At 57.6% G+C, this 20,395-nt stretch carries 19 protein-coding genes and 1 other RNA gene; 17 read left to right on the top strand and 3 right to left on the bottom strand.

Translation table 11 applies throughout. From position 1 onward, the window contains the following. Window positions 1-72 precede the first annotated feature (72 nt). Window positions 73-702 carry a glutathione S-transferase N-terminal domain-containing protein gene (locus G7W63_RS01385; protein WP_166251980.1) on the top strand — a complete coding sequence of 210 codons (630 nt, stop codon included), beginning with the start codon at window positions 73-75 and terminating at the stop codon, window positions 700-702. A gap of 56 nt (window positions 703-758) precedes the next feature. Next, a complete protein-coding gene (locus G7W63_RS01380) occupies window positions 759-1,169 on the top strand; it encodes a ClpXP protease specificity-enhancing factor (protein WP_166251977.1) in 411 nt (136 codons plus the stop codon). A gap of 60 nt (window positions 1,170-1,229) precedes the next feature. Here the strand turns inward: G7W63_RS01380 and G7W63_RS01375 are convergent, their stop codons facing one another. From G7W63_RS01375 to G7W63_RS01365, 3 genes are read right to left on the bottom strand one after another with little or no spacing between them, the layout of a single operon-like run. Beyond that, the gene (locus tag G7W63_RS01375; RefSeq protein ID WP_166251974.1) at window positions 1,230-1,820 is read right to left on the bottom strand and encodes a D-sedoheptulose-7-phosphate isomerase; all 591 of its coding nucleotides are present in this window, start codon (window positions 1,818-1,820) and stop codon (window positions 1,230-1,232) included. Between the two features lie 2 nt (window positions 1,821-1,822). After that, window positions 1,823-2,194, bottom strand: coding sequence for a YraN family protein (locus G7W63_RS01370; protein ID WP_166251971.1), 372 nt, complete (start codon window positions 2,192-2,194; stop codon window positions 1,823-1,825). 38 nt (window positions 2,195-2,232) lie between these two features. Next, entirely contained in the window at window positions 2,233-4,116 is a 1,884-nt protein-coding gene (locus G7W63_RS01365) for a penicillin-binding protein activator (protein ID WP_166251968.1), read from the bottom strand. A gap of 140 nt (window positions 4,117-4,256) precedes the next feature. On the opposite strand from G7W63_RS01365, the gene rsmI reads away from it, so the two are divergent. The 15 genes from rsmI (at window position 4,257) to G7W63_RS01290 (ending at window position 20,393) form a co-directional block, all read left to right on the top strand. After that, window positions 4,257-5,129 (top strand): 16S rRNA (cytidine(1402)-2'-O)-methyltransferase, encoded by an 873-nt coding sequence (rsmI, locus tag G7W63_RS01360; protein WP_166251965.1) that lies wholly within the window; start codon window positions 4,257-4,259, stop codon window positions 5,127-5,129. Window positions 5,130-5,213: 84 nt separating this feature from the next. Beyond that, window positions 5,214-5,563, top strand: an RNA gene (gene rnpB, locus G7W63_RS01355) — RNase P RNA component class A. Window positions 5,564-5,959: 396 nt separating this feature from the next. Beyond that, the gene (mraZ, locus tag G7W63_RS01350) at window positions 5,960-6,412 is read left to right on the top strand and encodes a division/cell wall cluster transcriptional repressor MraZ (protein WP_166251962.1); all 453 of its coding nucleotides are present in this window, start codon (window positions 5,960-5,962) and stop codon (window positions 6,410-6,412) included. Next, window positions 6,409-7,389 carry a 16S rRNA (cytosine(1402)-N(4))-methyltransferase RsmH gene (gene rsmH / locus G7W63_RS01345; protein ID WP_166251959.1) on the top strand — a complete coding sequence of 327 codons (981 nt, stop codon included), beginning with the start codon at window positions 6,409-6,411 and terminating at the stop codon, window positions 7,387-7,389. Before mraZ ends, rsmH begins: the two co-directional genes overlap by 4 nt. Then, a complete protein-coding gene (gene ftsL, locus G7W63_RS01340) occupies window positions 7,386-7,796 on the top strand; it encodes a cell division protein FtsL (RefSeq protein WP_166251956.1) in 411 nt (136 codons plus the stop codon). The genes rsmH and ftsL overlap by 4 nt, the downstream gene beginning before the upstream one ends. 44 nt (window positions 7,797-7,840) lie before the next feature. Next, the gene (locus G7W63_RS01335) at window positions 7,841-9,586 is read left to right on the top strand and encodes a peptidoglycan D,D-transpeptidase FtsI family protein (RefSeq protein ID WP_166251953.1); all 1,746 of its coding nucleotides are present in this window, start codon (window positions 7,841-7,843) and stop codon (window positions 9,584-9,586) included. Between the two features lie 4 nt (window positions 9,587-9,590). Next, window positions 9,591-11,075: a UDP-N-acetylmuramoyl-L-alanyl-D-glutamate--2,6-diaminopimelate ligase gene (locus G7W63_RS01330; protein ID WP_166251950.1), complete on the top strand. Its 1,485-nt coding sequence runs from the start codon at window positions 9,591-9,593 to the stop codon at window positions 11,073-11,075. Beyond that, window positions 11,072-12,439 (top strand): UDP-N-acetylmuramoyl-tripeptide--D-alanyl-D-alanine ligase, encoded by a 1,368-nt coding sequence (locus tag G7W63_RS01325; protein WP_166251947.1) that lies wholly within the window; start codon window positions 11,072-11,074, stop codon window positions 12,437-12,439. Before G7W63_RS01330 ends, G7W63_RS01325 begins: the two co-directional genes overlap by 4 nt. Continuing rightward, window positions 12,439-13,524 (top strand): phospho-N-acetylmuramoyl-pentapeptide-transferase, encoded by a 1,086-nt coding sequence (gene mraY / locus G7W63_RS01320; protein WP_166251944.1) that lies wholly within the window; start codon window positions 12,439-12,441, stop codon window positions 13,522-13,524. The genes G7W63_RS01325 and mraY overlap by 1 nt, the downstream gene beginning before the upstream one ends. A 17-nt stretch (window positions 13,525-13,541) precedes the next feature. Beyond that, window positions 13,542-14,885 (top strand): UDP-N-acetylmuramoyl-L-alanine--D-glutamate ligase, encoded by a 1,344-nt coding sequence (gene murD / locus G7W63_RS01315; protein ID WP_166251942.1) that lies wholly within the window; start codon window positions 13,542-13,544, stop codon window positions 14,883-14,885. 11 nt (window positions 14,886-14,896) lie between these two features. Then, complete coding sequence (gene ftsW, locus G7W63_RS01310; protein ID WP_423202266.1) at window positions 14,897-16,075, top strand: putative lipid II flippase FtsW; 1,179 nt, start codon at window positions 14,897-14,899, stop codon at window positions 16,073-16,075. Next, window positions 16,068-17,150, top strand: coding sequence for an undecaprenyldiphospho-muramoylpentapeptide beta-N-acetylglucosaminyltransferase (gene murG, locus G7W63_RS01305; RefSeq protein ID WP_166251938.1), 1,083 nt, complete (start codon window positions 16,068-16,070; stop codon window positions 17,148-17,150). Before ftsW ends, murG begins: the two co-directional genes overlap by 8 nt. Then, entirely contained in the window at window positions 17,143-18,588 is a 1,446-nt protein-coding gene (gene murC, locus G7W63_RS01300; RefSeq protein ID WP_166251936.1) for a UDP-N-acetylmuramate--L-alanine ligase, read from the top strand. The genes murG and murC overlap by 8 nt, the downstream gene beginning before the upstream one ends. Before the next feature lies 1 nt (window position 18,589). Then, complete coding sequence (locus G7W63_RS01295) at window positions 18,590-19,561, top strand: D-alanine--D-alanine ligase (RefSeq protein ID WP_166252053.1); 972 nt, start codon at window positions 18,590-18,592, stop codon at window positions 19,559-19,561. Continuing rightward, on the top strand, window positions 19,554-20,393 hold the full coding sequence (locus G7W63_RS01290) for a cell division protein FtsQ/DivIB (RefSeq protein WP_166251933.1): 840 nt from the start codon (window positions 19,554-19,556) through the stop codon (window positions 20,391-20,393). Before G7W63_RS01295 ends, G7W63_RS01290 begins: the two co-directional genes overlap by 8 nt. Window positions 20,394-20,395: the final 2 nt, after the last annotated feature.

The following is a 20,395-nucleotide window of genomic DNA, read 5'->3' as shown; positions in this document are numbered from 1 at the left end:
CCTTTCATCAGGCCCGCTGGCTTTTTGCGTTATGAAGTCTAATTTTGACGTGTCTAATCGTGGGGTAGTTTTATGGGCGTTGTGACCAAGCGGTCATCAATGACGTTTTTCTCGGATCCGGCCAGCCATTACAGCCACCGTGTCCGCATCGTGCTCGCTGAGAAGGGCGTTACCGTCGATATCGTAGATGTGGATCCCGACAACCCGCCAGGAGAGCTGGCCGACCTTAATCCCTACAATGCACTCCCGACTCTGGTTGATCGTGACCTGGTGCTCTACGAGCCCAATATCATGATGGAGTATCTGGATGAGCGCTTTCCTCATCCGCCTCTGCTGCCGGTCTACCCCGTAGCCAGGGCCAACAGTCGTCTTATGATCCACCGGATCCAGAAAGACTGGTGTGGCTTCGTGGATCAGATCCTGGCTCAGCCAAACCATAAGGCTTCTGAAACAGCACGCAAGGAATTACGTGAGAGTCTATTGGCGACTGCGCCACTGTTCGGTGAAATGCCTTTTTTCCTGTCAGAAGAATTCACCATTGTTGACTGCTGTATTGCGCCGATTCTTTGGCGACTGCCTGCGATGGGTATCGAATTTACTGAAAAACAGGCAAAACCGTTACAGAAGTATATGGAAAAAATCTTCGCTCGCGATGGCTTCAAGGCCAGTCTTTCCGATCTTGAGGAAGATATTCGTAACTGATTTGGCCTGGCGCAAGCTTGGGCATGGGGGATTGAGTGTCTGAGAAGACTGTGAAGATGGCATCCAGCAGGCCGTACCTGGTGCGAGCCTTCAATGAGTGGATCCTGGATAATGATTGCACCCCTTACATCGTCGTGGATGCGGGTGTTCAGGGGGTGCAGGTCCCGACAGAGCATGTCGCCAACGGGCAGATTGTGCTCAATATCAGCCCTGGCGCAGTAAAAAACCTGGTGGTTGGCAACGGGGCGCTCGAATTTAGCGCTCGCTTTGGGGGAGTGCCCATGCAGGTCTTTGTTCCCCTTCAGGCCGTAATGGCCATCTATGCTCGTGAGAATGGGGAAGGGATGGTGTTTGGTAGTGAGCCCGGATCACCGGATCCGGACGGCCAGGCACCCGAAGCCGAGCCTTCGGCGGGCAAGGCAGGGCAACGCCCCTCGGGCAAGCCCAGCTTGAAAGTGGTCAAATAATCTCACCTTTTGGATAAGACTTTCTACATGGCTGAATTTGAGCGACTCCACGGGTCGCTCTTATCCTCCAAACAGTTTCCTGTCGATCAATCCGCATAAAGCATTGATGATCACCAGCATCAAGGGGCCCGCCTGGCTTGGTTCAAGGTTGGGCAGGGCGACCTCATGGTCGTCCCCATGAAGCAGCGAGGTGATGTCGGTTTTCTCCTTGGCGCTCAGAACCACCACCTTCATTTCGCGGTCATGTGCTGCCTGTATGGCCTGTATGAGATTGGCCTTATGGCCATCGTCCACCACGACAAGCAGGATATCATTGGCTTTCCCTATAGCGCGGACCTGGCGGGAGAACGTGTCATTGAAGCGGTTATCACGGCAGATTGCGGAGTAGGTGGTGCCGTCAGCACCAAGGTTGATAGCCGGAAGCGCAGGTCTGTCGTGTTCGTACCGGTTCAGTAACGCTGTGCAGAAGTACTGCGCCAGCACATTGGCATTGCCGTTCGCGCAGGCGATAACTTTGCTATCGAGCAGCAGCGCTTGCACGATGGCCTCTGCCGCACGGCTGATGTCGGCAGTGGTTGAACTGGCGACCTCTGCTGTGTGTTCCATGTGGGCTGCAAACCACTGACTTATTATGTTTTCACTGTCACTCATGGCTACGCCTGAATTGCATCTTGAATCCACTGAATGCGATATTGTTTGGTAATGCCTGGAGCCAACGCAACGACATCAATCCGACTCGGATAATCCCAGAGGCTGTGGCTGTGCAAATAGTATGATGCCGCCTTGATAATCCTCCGTTGCTTATGGTATCCGATCGACTCAGCGCCGGTACTGAAACTAGAGCGGCCACGGTAACGCACTTCAAAGAACACCAATACCTCGTCGTGGATACCAATCAGGTCAATCTCACCGCCCCGGCTATAAACGTTTCTCTCAATGATCTTGACGCCTTTACTTATAAGGTAGCGCGCGGCTACACCTTCAGCATGGGTGCCTGATACCTTGCTGCCTTCCTTGGCATTCATACTTTGACTCATATTAATCTATGGAGGTTGTGCCGAAACTAGAGAGTTCCGGTCTCCGGAATGCTGTCCTCTTTTTCCTGCGCCTCGGGCTGTTGTTCGTCCGACTGGTCAGTAGGCAGTAAAGTCTGCGGCTCTCCTTTCTGGAAAATGGCCCACATCTGCTCGCGCCTGATTCGCCCATCCTTCGACATGGTTAGACGCCCAGTCTGGCCTTCTAGTGCGCTACCTTCCACTTGCTTGAGGACCGGCAAGCGGGCGCTCAAGTGATAGGCATCTGCTCCCATTGCAAACAGACGGCCCAATTGCCCGCCCATATTCGGAAAAGCTTCCCCTGCGGTCTGCCGAAAGCGTTGGTCTGAATCCAGTACCCAGGGCAGATCGGTAAAGCGCACCTGGTCCAGATCGCGGTCACGGGAAGGATCGGGCTTGCCTTCATAAACGAGCGATGAGGAATAGACCGGTATGTTGCTCGCGAAATAGAACGCGAACAGTGGCTTGAACTGCCTGGCCAGTGTCGGCGGCGCAATCATCACAATGGCATCCACATCTTGACGTCGCCGGGGTTCGAATTCGATGTTCTGGCCTACAGTCTGTTCCACCGCGATTGCGCGCTGACGACTGGTGTTTATGCCCAGTAGGTCCGCGGTTACCTCACGCAGGTTATCGGTGCGGAAGAAACGCTCGATGCTGAGCGCAGTACCTCCGGTCTCTTCCAGGCTTGCCAGTAACGCAGCTTCGACCCGATCACCCCAGTCTCCGTCAGGAATCAGGACCAGTACCTGATCCAGATCTTCCTCTTCCAGTCGCTTGGCAATTTGTCGCGCTTCGTCCTCGGCAGACAGCCCGAACTGGTACAGTCGATCCGGTGCCTCGCTCTGCTGGTCGTAATAATTCAAGGCCATTAAAGGGACTGGCATGGAGTCGCGCTCCATAACTGAGGCCAGGGCCTCCTTCTCAAGTGGGCCAACGATAAGGTCCGGATTTTCGCGACGGAGTTGATCGTAGACCTCGGTAAAGTTCTTTTCATGAGTGTCGGTTACAGTGATAATAATGTCATAGTCACGTCGGGCTTCGTCGCCATAAAAAGCGGCCATGAAGCCCTCTCTGATCGCGGTGCCTGCGCTGGCCAAAGGGCCGCTAAGAGGAAGTGCCAGGGCGATAAGTTCTGGCCGTTCCTGGGACAGGTTCATGATTAGCGCAAGCTCACTGGGCAGTTGTTCAGCTGCGGGGTGCCCGGCCCAATTGTTCTGCCAGTCCCGAACTGCCCGGCCCTGAGATTCCAGAGTCATACCCGATTCCCGAAGAATCAGGGCGAGCTCGAGCCAACCCTGGGTATCAAAGCCGATGGCGCTCTCGCTCCGATCGGCTACGAGATCGGCAGGCGTTTTTTTGAGCAGTTGCCAGATTTCATCGTTTCGCTCGGCATCGTCCATGGCGAGCAAAGGCCCCGCGCTTATCAGTGTAAGGGCGGCCTGCAAAGGTTTCTGGGCCAGCTTGAAGGTCTCTGTCTGCAGTTGCGCCGCTTGCTCCTGAAGTCCATCCCGATAACGTTGGAATTGGTCGAGGTCCAGGGATTCAGCAAGGCTCGTTGCCCAGGTTCGGTCTTCCAGGGCAACAGCGCTCGCCATGGAGAGCAACAGGTGCTGCGACTTGCTCGTTTCAGTGGTGGGGTCGAAAATGTCGCTCTGTAACAGTTTACGTGCGTCCCGGTGCTGCCCTTCGCCCTGGAAGCGATCCGCAGCTTGCAGGAGGAGACGCTGGGCTTCAGCGCGGTCATTCATATCCCGAGCGCTGTCCAGCAGTTGATCTGGGCTTTGATCTGCCTCCGGGTTGAAGGAAACCGGAGTGCAGCCGGCCAGCAGGAGTAGCAGGGCCAGCACCAGGGTGGCGGGGTAACGGAGAGTCCGAAGTTGGTCTGTCATGTCTGGTTTACACAGCTCCCGGGAGTTACGCTTGTGGCACCGGTGGAAGGCCGGCATCATGCTCGAACTCAAAGTTTACCAGTTCGCGCTCCATTTCTCATGATGTTGCTTGCATTCAGAGTGATAAAAGAAGGTATCGAGTGAACCCCGACTCCGCTCAAACAGGCCCTAAAAAAGAAGGCGTGCTTTACATCGTTGCTACTCCCATCGGCAATCTTGACGACCTTTCGCCCCGGGCGATCTCGGTGATCAGCCAGGCGGATGTGATTGCCGCTGAAGATACCCGTCATACCGGGAGGCTCCTCCAGCACCTGGGCCTCAAGAAGACCATGATGGCGATTCATGATCATAATGAGCGCGATAAGGCCGGCGCTGTGGTCGACAAGTTGGTTTCCGGCGCCAGCATTGCCCTCGTTTCAGATGCCGGAACACCACTGATTTCCGACCCTGGCTATGTGCTGGTGCGGCAGGCCCGGCAAAGCGGTGTGCGCGTGGTGCCAGTGCCCGGGCCCTGTGCTCTCGTCGCCGCGCTCAGCGCTGCTGGTCTGGCGACAGACCGGTTTCTTTTCGAAGGCTTTTTGCCAGCCAAACGGGGTGCTCGCAAGGCTGCGTTAGAAGATCTGGCTGGTGAAACGGCTACCCTGATTTTCTATGAGTCACCCCATCGTATCCTGGAAACAGCTTCGGCTATTTCAGAGGTAATGGGGGCTGGGCGCCAAGTGGTTCTGGCGAGGGAGTTAACCAAGGCTTTTGAAACCTTTTACTCGGGCTCGGCTGCCGACATCTGTGATCAGCTAGCTGCTGATCCGTACGCCACGAAAGGGGAGTTTGTGGTCATGGTGGAAGGCGCCGAGGCGTCTGCAGAAGCGCATGCAGGGCTGGATGTTGATAAGTTTTTGCGGCTTTTGCTGGCCGAGCTGCCGGTCAAGAAAGTGGCCCAGCTAGGGTCTGAATTGACCGGACTGGCGAAAAACGACCTCTATCAACGTGCGCTGACGATAAAGAATGAGTAACGGGTATGGGTTGTGCCTGAGGCTCGTTATCTGGGCGGTACGAATTTACTTGCGCCGGACCGGAGCCGCCGGTATGGTCTCGCCTGAGCTCGCCAGACAGTCGCCGCCAGTCCGCTGGGGGAGGAAAGTCCGGGCTCCGCAGGGCAAGGTGCCAGGTAACGCCTGGGCGGCGTGAGCCGACGGAAAGTGCAGCAGAAAGTATACCGCCTAAGCGCCTTCGGGCGCCGGTAAGGGTGAAATGGTGCGGTAAGAGCGCACCGCGTGACTGGCAACAGTTCACGGCGATGGAAAACCCCACCTGGAGCAAGACCAAATAGGAGTCCGATGGCGTGGCCCGCGCTGGACTCGGGTAGGTCGCTTGAGGCCTGTGGTGACGCAGGCCCTAGACGAATGACTGTCCACGACAGAACCCGGCTTATCGGCGAGCTCGCCAAATTCCCGCTCACCCTCGCGATCGTGCGAGGCTGCAACATGTGACAGCGTTCGTGCGCATTCCCCGTCCGTTATAGCCAAATAATCTTAAACCTCACTTGCCAAGTTCAATATAAATTGCATGTCGTTGATTTATAGGTTTTTCTTATCCGTAATGTCCGGTTTGAGCTAGATCTTGGTCTGTAACCCCTTGTCTTAGAAGAAACTTTCTCATGTGCGACGCCTGTTGCGTCGCTTGCATTGTCCTCGACGTGTTTCTATAGTGTGCAGAAGTGGTAAAAAGTGGTTTCTAGTGGTTTTTGGTGGTTTTTAAGCGGGGATTGGTGGGAAAATAGACCACTTACCTGAGCCCACCTGGTACCCACCGCACCCGATCACGCACCTCAGAGTCAGCGCGGATGAGCAATTTTCTTGGCAGTCATGCCATTAACATGGATGCAAAGGGTCGCCTGGCGATCCCCGCACGGGTGCGTGAAGACCTTGCGCAAGTCTGTGGCGGCCGCATTGTGTTAACGGCAAATGCTGATGAAGAGCGCTGTCTGCTGATGTACCCCGAGCCTCAATGGGAGGCTGTCAGGGCGCAGATCGAGGGCCTGCCCAACATGCACAAGAAAGCACGCCGGCTTCAGCGTCTTGTGTTGGGCCATGCCACGCCGCTGGAACTGGATAGCGCCGGTCGTATTCTGGTTCCGCCGACGCTTCGCAGCTATGCCCTTTTGGAAAAGAAGCTGATGCTGATAGGACAGGGTAAAAAACTCGAGCTATGGAGCGAAGAGCGCTGGTTCTCTTGGCTGGATGAACCTGCTGATGATGATGAGCTGCCACCAGAAATGGAGGCGCTGTCTTTATGAGTGAGCCAAAACCTGACAATGGTGCGGGTGCTGGGCACAGGTCGGTGCTGCTGGAATCGGCTGTGGACTTTCTGGTGGGGCCTCTCGATGGCCGCTATGTTGACGGCACCTTCGGACGCGGGGGGCACAGTCGACTTATTCTCTCGAAGCTCGGCTCCGAGGGTCGTCTGTTGGGTATAGACAAGGACCCAATTGCTGTAGAGACAGGGAGCCGCCTCGCCCAGTCCGACGACCGCTTCGATATGAGACACGGTTCGTTCGCAGACGTCGAGGCAGAGGCCGACGCCAAAGGCTGGCAGCAACTTGACGGTGTGTTGCTTGACCTGGGCGTTTCGTCGCCCCAGCTCGACGACGCCAACCGGGGTTTCAGCTTCATGCGTGACGGCCCGTTGGATATGCGCATGAATCCGCATCAGTCACCCAGTGCAGCGCAATGGCTGAACAGTGCGGATGAAGCGGACATTGCAGATGTCATCTGGCGATACGGCGAGGAGCGTTTCTCCCGCCGTATCGCTCGTTCAGTGGTACAGCAAAGGCTGGAGGCACCGATTACGACCACGCGCCAGCTGGCGGAGCTGGTAGCTGCTGCTGTGCCTAAGAAAGAGAAGCACAAGCATCCGGCGACGCGTGCATTCCAGGCCATCCGAATCTTTATCAACCGGGAGCTGGATGACCTGGAGGTCGGACTGAAAGGGTCTGTCGCTCGTCTCGCACCGGGGGGCCGGCTGGTCGTTATCAGCTTTCATTCGCTGGAAGACCGGATCGTCAAAAGGTTTATGCGGGACCTGGTCCGGGGGCCGCAGCTGCCTAGGGGGTTGCCGGTAACCGCCAGTGAGACCGAAACGCCATTTCGGCTTGTAAGCAAGGCGTTAAAAGCGACGTCCGATGAAGTCAGTGACAACGTGCGCGCCAGAAGTGCCGTTATGCGGGTTTTGGAAAGACGCCCGGAGACAGTTCAGGCAGGAGGCTCGTCATGAGCGCAGTAACCATTGAACGGCCAGCTAAAGAGGCAGTTCTGAACAGGCAGAAAATGCGCCAGGGCGTATCCAGCGCTATAAGGCTATCGCGCAGGATCTTCACCGGTCTTTATCGCAAAGAAGTGGCCGTAACAGTGGGTCTGGTGGTTGTGCTTATCGCGTCAGCTATTGGCGTTATCGTCAGTGCTCATCAAAACCGTCAGCTTTTCAACACCTTGTCGGAGCTCCATGCCGAGCGGGACGCGCTGCAGAGGCAGTGGAGCCAGTTGCTGCTGGAGCAGAGCGCACTGAGCGCTCACAGCCACATAGAAAGACGCATAGCCGAACAGCATACGATGGTTGTGCCTGGCAGGGACTCTATTGTTCTTGTGCCGGGTGTCAGTGAGTCAGTCGCACTCATAAAATAAACAATGAATCGGGGTTCCCCCAGCCCGGCTAATAAGGTGGCGACGTGCCAGAGCAAGGAAAGACAAAAACCGTTTCACAGTATCTGATTGCCGGGCTCAGCGCCTGGCGATTTGCATCTGTGCTGGGTGTCTTCTTCGCGGTAGTGCTGGCATTGGGCTGGCGGCTGATTGATCTGCACGTGGTGGATCAGGCATTTTTGCGGCAGCAGGGGGATGTGCGGACCATTCGTGTCGAGCCTATTGATGCCCATAGGGGAATGATCTCCGATCGTTACGGTGAGCCGTTGGCGGTCAGCACGCCCGTCAATACCTTGTGGGTAAATCCTCAGGAGATGACGGTCGATGATCCCAGGCTTGCCAACCTGGTGCGTCTGTTGGGCTTGAGCGAAGGTGGTCTGAGAGAACGTCTGCGCACTTACCAGAGCCGTGAGTTCATGTACCTCCAGCGCAAAGTGCAGCCGTCCACAGCGAAGGCGGCAATGGCACTGGAAATCCCTGGCCTCTATAACCGTCGTGAGTACCGTCGCTACTACCCCGCGGGCGAGGTAACGGCTCATGTGGTGGGTTTCACTGATATTGATGAGCGGGGCCAGGAAGGCATCGAGCTCTCGTTCAATGACTGGCTGAGCGGAACTCTTGGCAGTAAGCGGGTTCTGAAAGATAACCGGGGACGGGTGATCAAGGATCTGTCACTGATCCGGGATGCCGATCCTGGTCGCAACATGACTCTGAGTATTGATCTTCGGTTGCAGTACCTTGCTTATCGTGAGTTAAAAGCTGTGGTCCAGGCACACGACGCCCGGGGCGGAACACTGGTCATGCTGGACGTGGACACCGGAGAAGTGCTGGCAATGGTGAACCAGGAGTCCTATAACCCCAACGATCGCAACCGGATCAGTGCTCAGGGGCTGCGCAACAAGGCCATTACCGACCTGTTTGAACCCGGCTCTACCATGAAGCCCGTTACCATCGCGGCTGCGCTGGAAAGCGGTCTTTACAAACCGGACACCAAAATTGATACCTCGCCGGGCTACCGGCGCTTCGGGCGTTTTACTATCCGTGATTCTGTTAATTACAACGTTCTGGATCTTACCGGCATAGTGGCTAAATCCAGCAACGTGGGCATCAGTCATATCGCAACCAAGCTGGGCGGCGATGCAATCCGGAACCTCTACTATCGTCTGGGACTGGGCCAGGCCACCGGTGTTGGCTTTCCCGGCGAGGCGGTAGGTGTTCTGCCGAGTCCTCCCAGGTGGCGGCCGGTAGAGGAAGTCACCCTGTCTTACGGTTACGGCATGAGTGTGAATGCCCTGCAATTGGCCCAAGCCTATATGGTGCTGGCAAACGGTGGTATTCGATATCCGCTGAGCCTGCTGAAGCTCGATAAGCCGCCAGTAGGAGAGCGGGTGTTGTCTGAGGGCGTGACGTCCGAGGTTCGCAAGATGCTCCAGGTGGCCGTGGAAGAAGGCACAGGCAAGCGTGCCCGTCTCGGCTTCTACACAGCAGGCGGCAAAACCGGGACTGTCCACCTGGTGGGTAGGGGCGGTTATGAAAAAAGTAAGTACAAGGCGATATTCGCCGGCATGGCTCCGGCAGAAAATCCCCGGATCGTAACGGTTGTAGCCGTTGACGCACCACAGGGTGGGGAGTATTACGGCGGTGAGGTTGCAGCGCCCGTGTTCTCCAGAGTGATGGGTGATGCGCTGCGCCTGCTCAATGTGAAGCCAGAACTGGATCTCGGGGATCAGCGCACGGCGTCCAGTCAGCGGCCGGTTGGGGAGCGGGGATAAAATCATGAGCATCACTTCACTTAGTACATTATTGCAGGGGATCGCGTCGGTACCGTCCGTTTTTGACGTCACAATCCATGGTTTGACCACAGACAGTCGCGAAGTCAGGTCAGGCGATGCCTTTGTCGCCATATCCGGAGCAAATACACCCGCTGATCACTATGTTGAGGCTGCCATCAGATCCGGCGCCACAGTGATACTGCTTGAGGCCGACGCCTCCGGTGAGTGCGAGGAGCGGCTGGGCGCTCTTGTGGTGCCGGTTGTGTGCCTCAAGGAACGGCTGGGGCTGATTGCCGACCGTTTTTATGAGCACCCGTCTCAACGCCTCCGGGTACTGGGTGTGACCGGGACTAACGGCAAAACGTCGGTAAGTCATTACGTCGCCCAGCTTCTGAGTGACACCGGCTACCCCTGTGGCCTTATGGGAACCCTCGGTTACGGCATGCTCGGTCGATTGAGTCCGGCCAGCCACACCACGCCCGATGTTGTAAGCGTAAATCGCAACCTGGCTCACATACACAGCCAGGGCGGACGTACCGCGGTCATGGAAGTGTCGTCACATGCCCTGGAACAGGGCCGCATCGACGGCGTCAGGATTGCCGGGGCCATATTCACGAACCTTACCCGTGATCATCTGGATTACCACGGTTCGATGGAGGCTTATGGCAGCGCCAAGGCCCGGCTTTTTGCACGGGAAGAGCTTCATTTCGCTGTCCTCAACTTCGACGATCCCTTTGGTCAGCAGCTATACGAACAGTTGGAAGGCCGTTGCGACCGGATCCGCTATAGTTTGCATGAGGCTCAGACGGAGCTTTGGCTGACCAGCCTGGAGGTTGAAGTTGATGGTTTCACGGCGTCCTTAGATGGCCTCTGGGGGAAGTTCACGGTTTCAGCGCCCCTGTTGGGGACCTTCAATATCAGCAACCTGCTTGCGGCAACCGGCGCCGTGTTGAGTCTCGGCGTACCTGTTGAGAGAGTGATTCAGGCTACCAGGCGTCTATCGCCACCGCCCGGGCGCCTCGAGTCCTACATGGGTTCTGGCGGTGTTCAGGTCGTTGTCGATTACGCCCACACTCCGGACGCCCTGAAAAATGCCCTGGCAGCTTTGCGACAGCATGTCCATGGCTCTTTGATCTGTGTTTTCGGCTGTGGCGGAGACCGGGACTCGGGCAAGCGCCCCGACATGGCCCGGGAGGCTGAAGCAGCTGCTGACCGAATTTTTATTACTGATGACAACCCGCGCAGCGAGCGCCCCGAAGCTATTGTCAGCGATATAATCGCAGGTTTTTCCCGGCCGGAACGAGTTCAGGTCATCCATGACCGTGCCGATGCCATTCGGACCGCTGTCAGCCAGGCTGAGCCAGGTGACGTGGTTCTGGTGGCTGGCAAGGGCCATGAATCCTGGCAGGAAATGTCCGGCCAGCGGATTCTGTTCAGTGACGCAGAACAAGTCAGGTCTGCCCTTGCTCTGACAGGAGGTGTGGCATGATTCGTCCCTACTCGTTGAAAGAGGCTGCTCAGTGGCTCGATGCCAAGCCCGCGGCCAGAGATGTAATTTTTACCGGCATTTCAACCGATACCCGGTCCTTGCAGCCCGGAGACCTGTTTGTAGCGCTGCGGGGCGAGAACTTCGACGGTCATCAGTTCGTTGCGGCAGCGACCAAGGCAGGCGCCGCAGGAGCGGTCGTGGACCATCCGCAAGCTGATGTAGCCCTACCGCAGATTCAGGTTGCTGACACAACCCGGGCCCTGGCAAGGCTTGCCCTGGCAAACCGTCAGCAGAGTTCAGCGAAGGTGGTCGCCGTGACAGGCAGCAGTGGCAAGACCACGGTTAAGGAAATGCTGGCACAGGTGCTCTCTCATCAGGGCCGGACCCTGGCTACCGAGGGCAACCTCAATAACCATATCGGCGCACCGCTGACCCTCTTTCGGCTTTTGCCGGAGCACCGTTACGCGGTGATTGAGCTGGGTGCCAGCGGGCTGGGGGAAATCGCTCATACGGTATCTATCACCCGGCCGGATGTGGCGGTGCTCACCAACGCCGGAGAAGCCCATCTCGAGGGCTTTGGTAGTTACGAGAACATCGTTCAGGCCAAGGGCGAAATAATCGATGGGGTATCGGAGCGTGGCTCCGTGGTTCTGAATGCCGATGACCCTGCCTTTGAAATATGGCGCCGGCGAGCCGGTCAGCGGCGGGTGGTGGCGATAAGCCGTAACCGTCAGACCCAGGCTGACTATCATGCCGGTCAGCAGCGGGTGGCCACCGGCGGGCAAGAGTTTGTGGTTACCGGGCCTGATGGCTGGCGTTGCGATATCAAGTTGAGACTGATCGGCGACCACAACATGACCAACGCGTTGCTGACTATCGCTGCCCTAAGAGAACTGGGGGTTCCTGATAGCAGCCTGATACCAGGACTGACCGAGGTGGAGCCGGTCAAGGGGCGCCTGCAGCCGGTAACCCTGGGGCCGGGGATCGAGCTGGTAGACGACAGCTATAACGCCAACCCCTCAGCCATGAAGGCAGCTCTTGAGGTACTTTCCACCCGCGCTGGTAAGCGCATCGCAGTACTGGGTGCCATGGCAGAACTGGGGGCCGAGTCCGAGCGCATGCATCAGGAAGTCGGTAGTTGGGCTAGAGATCTGGGAATAGAGCAGCTCGTGACCGTAGGGCCGGGTTGTGAGGGGTACAAGAAAGGGTTCGGTGACAGAACCAGTGTGTGCGCAGACCACGGGGAAGCCGTGGACCTGATAATAAAGCAGCTTGATCCACCGATGACAGTGCTGGTCAAGGGTTCTCGCAGTTCTGCCATGGATCGCGTGGTGGATGGGATAAAAGACAGGGTGAAAAACTAATGCTCCTCTGGTTGACCGGCGTTTTATCAGAATATTTTACCGCGCTGACAGTGTTCCAGTACCTCACGCTGCGGGGGATATTCGGCATCCTGACTGCGCTTCTGATCTCGCTGTTTATCGGCCCGGTGATGATTCGCAAGCTCAGCCAGTACCAGATCGGTCAGTCGGTAAGAAACGACGGCCCACAAACGCATCTGAGCAAGGCGGGGACTCCCACCATGGGAGGCGCGCTGATTCTGGTGGCCATTGCTGTAAGTACATTGCTGTGGGCAGACCTGACCAATCGTTACATATGGATCACGCTGTTGGTCACGCTCGGTTTTGGTGCCATTGGCTGGATTGATGATTACCGGAAAGTGGTCGAGAGAAACCCCCGTGGGCTGCCTGCACGCTGGAAATACTTCTGGCAATCCGTGGTTGGTGCCACGGCTGCTTTTGCGCTCTTCTATACCTCCAGTCTGCCTCAGGAAACGGCACTGCTTGTGCCTTTTTTCAAGGAAATTTCCCTGACCCTCGGGCCGGTCATGTTCATCGTCCTGAGTTATTTCGTCATTGTCGGTAGCAGCAACGCGGTGAACCTGACAGACGGTCTTGACGGACTTGCCATTATGCCGACGGTGATGGTCGCTGGAGCCTTGGGCTTATTTGCCTATCTTTCCGGTCATGCCCAGTTTGCAAGCTACCTATTGATACCAAACCTGCCGGGAACCGGTGAGCTAATCGTGTTTTGTGGCGCCCTGGTCGGAGCAGGCCTCGGTTTTCTATGGTTTAACACCTACCCTGCCCAGGTATTCATGGGGGACGTCGGAGCGCTTGCCCTGGGAGCGGCCCTTGGCGTCGTGGCAGTCATCGTTCGTCAGGAAATCGTGCTCTTCATCATGGGCGGTATTTTCGTGATGGAGACTGTGTCTGTAATCCTGCAAGTGGCTTCGTTCCGGCTCACCGGGCGGCGCATTTTCCGTATGGCGCCATTGCATCACCATTTTGAGCTGAAAGGCTGGCCCGAACCCCGGGTCATCGTTCGATTCTGGGTGATTACTGTCGTGCTGGTCCTGGTTGGGCTGGCGTCACTCAAACTACGCTGATCAATGCTGGAAACTGAATGAGTCTCATAACGTCAGATCGTCGCACATTGGTAGTAGGGCTCGGCAAGACCGGGCTTTCCTGCGTGCGTTTCCTGCGCCAGCAGGGGCGAGACGTTGCTGTGGCTGATAATCGGTCAGCGCCCCCGGGGCTGGACCAGCTCCGGCAGCAATGGCCTGAGGTTCCGGTTTATCTGGGTACGTTTGATGGGGAGGTCTTCAGTGGCTTCAACGAGCTGATTGTCAGCCCTGGCCTCAGTATTGAGGAGCCGGCAATCCAGCAGGCGGCACGAAAAGGTTCGACCATCTCTGGGGACATTGATCTTTTCAGTACCTTTGCCGAAGCGCCTATCGTTGCGATAACCGGATCCAATGGCAAAACCACGGTGACCACTCTTGTGGGTCAAATGGCTGAGGCCGCGGGCCGCCGGGTCGCCGTGGGAGGCAACATCGGTACGCCTGCGCTAGACCTGCTGTCAGAGGACATTGAACTCTATGTGCTGGAGCTATCAAGTTTTCAGCTCGAGACAACACGAGAGTTGGCTGCAGAAGTGGCGACGGTCCTCAATATCAGTGACGACCACATGGACCGCTACCCAACCAAGATGGCTTATTTTCAGGCCAAACAGCGGATTTTCAACGCCTGCAAGATAGCTGTAGTGAATCTGGACGACCCGTTGAGTACACCCATGGCCCGGGATTCCCTTCGTTTTCTGTGTTACGGCATGCACCGGGTCAATCCGGAGACTTTCAGTACCCGGGAAGATGATGGCGGCACATGGATCACCTGGGGCTTTGAGAATCTGGTCCGGGCCGAGTCTCTTGTTTTGATGGGAACTCATAATTTGAGCAATGTCATGGCAGCGTTTGCCCTTGGGCATGCGGTCGGGCTGCCCATGTCAGTCATGGTGGAAGTTGCCTGCAACTTCCGCGGCCTGCCTCACCGCTGCGAGCACATACGGACCCTGGGGCACGTTGACTACATCAACGACTCCAAAGGCACCAATGTCGGAGCGACTGTCGCTGCAATCAAGAGCCTTGCGCCCGCCAAAGGCAAGATCATCCTGATCGCCGGAGGCGAAGGCAAAGGTGCTGATTTCACCAGTCTGGCAGAACCTGTAAGGCAACATTGTCGCCACGTTATCCTGATCGGCCGTGATGCGGGTCTTCTGGCTGAAGCACTGGAGGGCTGCACGGAGATATCACTGGCGGATAGCCTGGACCAGGCTGTAAGCCGCGCTGCCAACTGTGCCCGGCCCGGGGATCGTGTACTGCTGTCTCCCGCCTGCGCCAGCTTTGACATGTTCAGGGATTATGAAGATCGCGGTGCCCATTTCGCCCGGCATGTGGAGGCCTTGTCATGAGCACGCGTCCGATGCTGGCAAGCCTCGCCTCTGTAAGCGAAATCCCGTTGCTCTCCGTTCTGCTGGGCAGCGCTGCGGCATTGCTGGTGATGGGTGTGGTCATGATCTCCTCGGCGTCCATGGATATGGCCGAAGAGCTGACGGGAGACAGTTACTACTTCATTGTGCGGCAGCTGATCTTTGCCAGCCTTGGTTGTGCGGTGGGTCTGGTCGCTGCCAACGTACCCCTTGGCTGGTGGGAGCGCAGTGGCTGGTTACTGTTGGGTATCAGCCTGTTCGTGCTGGTTCTGGTACTGACCCCCTTTGGTACCACGGTGAACGGCTCAACGCGGTGGATCTCCCTGGGACTGTTCAATGTCCAGGTGTCAGAGATTGCCAAGCTGTGCCTGATTGCCTATCTGGCAGGCTATGTAGTGAGGCGTCGGGATGAACTGGTGAATACCTGGATCGGGTTCCTCAAGCCCGTTGCGGTTCTGACCGTGGCGTCCATGCTGCTGGTGATCGAGCCCGATTTTGGCGCCACGGTCGTCTTGATGGCCGCGGCTCTCGGCATGATCTTCCTGAGCGGGGTCAGGTTAAGCCGCTTTTTGCCACTCATTGCGATCTGTGTCTTTGTCGGTACGCTGCTCATTTTTACCCAGCCGTACCGTCTTAAAAGAGTGGTCAGCTACCTTGACCCCTGGAAAGATCAGTTTGACTCAGGTTACCAGTTGACCCAGTCCCTTATCGCTTTTGGCCGCGGAGACTGGGCCGGCGTTGGTCTGGGCAACTCGATACAGAAACTGTTCTACCTGCCGGAAGCCCATACCGATTTCATCTTCGCCATCATCGCAGAAGAATTTGGGTTGATCGGATCATTACTTGTGCTGGCGCTGTTTACCATTCTGGTGCTGAGCGGTTTTGCCATCGCGCGTAGGGCAGAGCGGGCGCAGATGCCGTTTGCGGCCTGCTTCTCCTACGGCATTACGCTTTTGATCGGGCTACAGGCGAGCATCAATATGGCTGTGGCTACCGGTCTGCTGCCGACCAAGGGGCTGACTCTGCCCCTGATGAGTTATGGCGGCAGCAGTCTTCTGATTACCTGTGTCTCGATCGGGATTCTTGCGAGGGTCGAGATTGAACGTCTGGATGCCCAGAGTCCTGACGAATCTCCTGGTGTTGGGCATGTTGGAGGTGCGGTCTATGACTAGTAAGTGCTTCCTTATGATGGCGGGCGGTACCGGCGGCCATGTATTCCCGGCGCTAGCCACGGCTCGCCTGTTGCAGGAGCGGGGCCATCGCGTTCATTGGCTTGGCTCGGTCGGCGGAATGGAGGCCCGGCTGATTGGAGAGACCGACATTCCCCTATCTCTGATTTCAGTATCGGGCCTGCGGGGCAAAGGCAAGCTTGCCCTGGTCGCCGCTCCTGCGCGCCTGGTTCGAGGTCTGGCCCAGGCCTTGAAAATCATGGCGAATGTCCGGCCGGACTGCGTGGTCGGCATGGGCGGTTTCGTCACCGGCCCCGGCGGAGTCGCCGCCTGGCTTACCCGCAGACCTCTACTGGTTCACGAGCAGAACGCTGTGGCCGGCCTGACCAACAGGCTGTTGGCCAGGTTTGCCCAAACCGTTATGGAGGCTTTCCCGGGCAGCTTCGGCAACGATGTGGTGACCCGGTGTACCGGAAATCCGGTGCGTCCCGATGTGGCTGAGATTGCTATGCCACAGAGCCGGATGGCTAATCGCGCCGGGCCGCTGCGGCTGCTAGTTGTGGGGGGCAGTTTGGGCGCCCTGGCTATCAATGAATGTGTGCCGGCTGCTCTTGCACAGATGCAGGTGGATGACCGACCCCAGGTCCGGCATCAGTGTGGGGAGCGGCATCTCGAAGCCACCCAGCAGGCCTACAGCGTTGCCGGAGTCGAGGGTCAGGTGGACCCCTTTATAAAAGACATGGCGGAGGCTTACGCCTGGGCTGATCTGGTGGTCTGCCGGGCCGGTGCTCTGACCGTCGCGGAGCTTTGTGCTGCGGGCCTGGGCGCGATTCTGGTGCCCTTTCCCCATGCCGTTGATGATCACCAGACCCAGAACGCCAACTACATGGTCAAGGCCGGGGCGGCATTGCTGGTGCCCCAGGCAAAACTTACAGCGGACTTGCTGTCAGAGGTCTTGGGTGACCTGGCCGGCAACCGCGAGCAGGTCATTCGCATGGCGCAGGCAGCACGTACGCTGGCGCGCCCCGACGCAACGGAGAGAGTAGTGAACTATTGTCTGGAGGCAGCCAATGTCTGACCTGACCAACCCGCCTCTGGTCTTCCAGGTCCCTGAGATGCGCCGGATCCGCTGCATCCATTTTGTAGGGATTGGCGGCGCCGGTATGAGTGGCATTGCCGAAGTGCTCAAGAATCAGGGCTATGATGTGTCCGGGTCCGACCTGCGCAGCAGCACCGTGACCGAGCGTCTTGAAGCGCTGGGTGTTACCGTCCGGATAGGCCACGTCGCCGAAAATACCGCCAACGCGGATGTGGTTGTGGTTTCCTCCGCGGTGGGCGAGGACAACCCGGAAGTGGTCTCTGCACGTGAGCGCCGGATTCCTGTAGTGCCCAGGGCTGAAATGCTGGCGGAAATCATGCGTTACCGTCACGGTATTGCCGTCGCGGGCACCCATGGCAAAACCACTACCACAAGTCTGATCGCCTCAATTCTTGGAGAGGCGGGGCTGGACCCTACCTTTGTTATCGGCGGCAAGCTGAACAGTGCCGGAACCAATGCCAAACTGGGCGGCTCCCGCTACCTTGTTGCAGAGGCGGATGAAAGCGACGCTTCTTTCCTTCACCTCACGCCTGTGATTTCAGTGGTAACCAACATAGAAGCCGACCACATGGATACCTATGGCGGGGATCTGGGCAAACTGAAGCAGACCTTTATCGATTTTCTTCACAACCTGCCTTTTTACGGGATCGCCGTCATGTGTGTCGACGACGGTTACGTGCAGGAAATTATTCCGCGTATTTCCCGGGCCATTATTACCTACGGCATCGACAACCCGAGAGCAGACTACCGCGCAGTGGACATTGTTTCCGACTGCCTGCGCACCCATTTCCTGGTCAAGCGTCCGGGCGGCCGGTCTGACCTCAAGGTCGAGTTGCGAATGCCCGGCCGCCATAACGTGCTGAACGCCCTCGCAGCCATTGCCGTTGCGACCGATGAAGGGGTAGACGACCAGGCTATCTGCCAGGGTCTGGCGGGCTTTGCTGGCGTTGGCCGACGCTTCCAGGTTTACGGCGACTACCGCACACCCAACGGGACCGTGACTCTGGTGGATGACTACGGTCATCACCCCACTGAGGTAGCCGCGGTTATCCGTGCTGCACGTGATGCCTGGCCTGACCGCCGACTGGTCATGCTTTATCAGCCCCACCGCTTCAGCCGCACCCGGGATCTTTACGAAGACTTCGTGCGGGTCCTTTCCGATGTCGATGCGCTGCTGCTGATGGAGGTTTACAGCGCGGGTGAGCCAGCGGTTACCGGTGCGGACAGCCGCGCCTTGTGCCGCAGTATCAGGCAAAGGGGCGAGCTGGAACCGATTTATGTGGAAAGCGACGGTGAGATCGAGCGGCTTCTGACCACCACGCTTGAAGATGGCGACCTGCTGATTACCCAAGGCGCTGGCGATATTGGTGGCGTAGCGGCAAGACTTGCAGCTGCAGGAGTGATTGCATATGAGTGAAATGAACGCGCAGGGGCATCAGGTCGATGGTTACCAGGTGGACAGAGCCACCCGTAACGCCTTTGGTCGCGTTGCCGTCCTGATGGGCGGCGATTCCGCTGAGCGGGCAGTGTCCCTGAAAAGTGGCGAAGCGGTTCTCAACGCCCTGCTGGCTGCGGGTGTCAATGCGTTCGGGCTGGATGTCCGTGGTAGTTTGCTGAAGGTTCTGGATCAGCCAGAGTTTGATCGGGCGTTTATCGCTCTGCACGGCCGCGGCGGTGAAGACGGCACCATACAGGCGATTTTGTCTCAGGCGGGCATTCCCTTTACCGGCAGCGAAACCCTGGCCTCGGCCCTGGCCATGGACAAGTTACGTACCAAGTATGTGTTCGCCGGCTGTGGCCTGCCCACACCGCGTTTCCGGGCCATGGCTTCGGCCGAAGAGGCCGATGCCGTGCTGGCAGAGCTGAGAGCGCCATTGAGTGTCAAGCCATCCCGGGAAGGCTCCAGTATCGGCATTCGCAAGGTCGTCAGCCGAGATGAACTGATTGAGGCTTATGGGGCCGCCAGTGAGCATGATCCGCTGGTTCTGGTGGAAGAGTGGATCGAGGGGCCGGAATTTACCGTCAGCGTGCTCCAGGACCAGGCTCTGCCGGCCATCGGGCTGAGCACCGACCATGTATTTTACGACTACGACGCCAAATACCTGAGCAACGATACCCGTTACCAGATCCCTTGCGGACTGGCTCCGGAGCAGGAACTGCGCCTTCACAAACTTGCGGTCGACTCGTTCAGGGTGCTGGGCTGTCGGACCTGGGGGCGGGTCGACATCATGCAGGACAAGGAAGGCGATTTCTGGCTTCTCGAGGTCAACACCGTGCCCGGCATGACCGATCACAGCCTTGTGCCCATGGCTGCAAGGGCTGCTGGTATCAGCTTTGAAGAACTTGTTGTAAGGATTCTCAAGGACACCCTGGAGCATCGTCATGCATGACCGCCTGTTGTTGCGCAGCCGCCATGTTCCGTCCGAGCCTCCCCGGCGCCGTGGCGCCAGCGCGTCTGAGCCTGAGCATGATCGCTTCGGCATGCTCAAGGTCTTCTTCAGCGTGATGCCCTGGGGACAGGTGGCCCTAGGGGTGACGGTTCTGACACTGGCTGGGCTGGTGCCCTGGGGTACCGGTCAGGTTCTGTCCGCGATGGATCGTCAGATTGAATCGGTTCAGATTGAGGGAAGTCTTACCGGAGAGAGCAGGGAAGATCTGGAGGCACAGGTCAGCAAGTGGGTCGGCCGCAGTTTCTTCGCGACCGATCTCGCCGACATCAAGGTGGCGGTTGAACAGCGTCCCTGGATCGAAACTGCTGCTGTACGCAGGGTTTGGCCCGGTACCCTCGAAGTCGAGATACGGGAGAAAAAACCTCTCGCGTATTGGAATGACGCCCAGCTTATCAGTCGGTCAGGTCGGCTGTTCCAGCCTGAGAACCTGGACGTGGCAGGTGCCCTGCCAAAGCTCTCAGGACCTGATGAGCGGTTCGAGGAAGTCGTCTCCCTGGCCCGTGGCATGGCGGAGACACTGGCGGGACGCGGCTACGGCTTTGCGGGACTGAAGCTTGAAACCCGGGGAGCCTGGACTCTGGTGCTGGCCAACGGCATAGAGGTAGCCCTGGGACGGGATCAGGTACAAGAGCGCTTCCGGCGTTTCCTTACGGTTTATGAAGGCCAGCTCGAAGCAAGGGCAGATGAAGTAAAACGAATAGATGCACGTTACACCAACGGTGTCGCGGTGAAATGGAAGCAGTTGGGCCAAGCGCCTGGCAGCAACACATGATG

The sequence above is a fragment of the Marinobacter salicampi genome, assembly GCF_011074795.1.
Classification (GTDB): domain Bacteria; phylum Pseudomonadota; class Gammaproteobacteria; order Pseudomonadales; family Oleiphilaceae; genus Marinobacter; species Marinobacter salicampi.
Note: the sequence above shows the minus strand (reverse complement) of the source record. Positions and strands in the feature narration are given on the sequence as shown.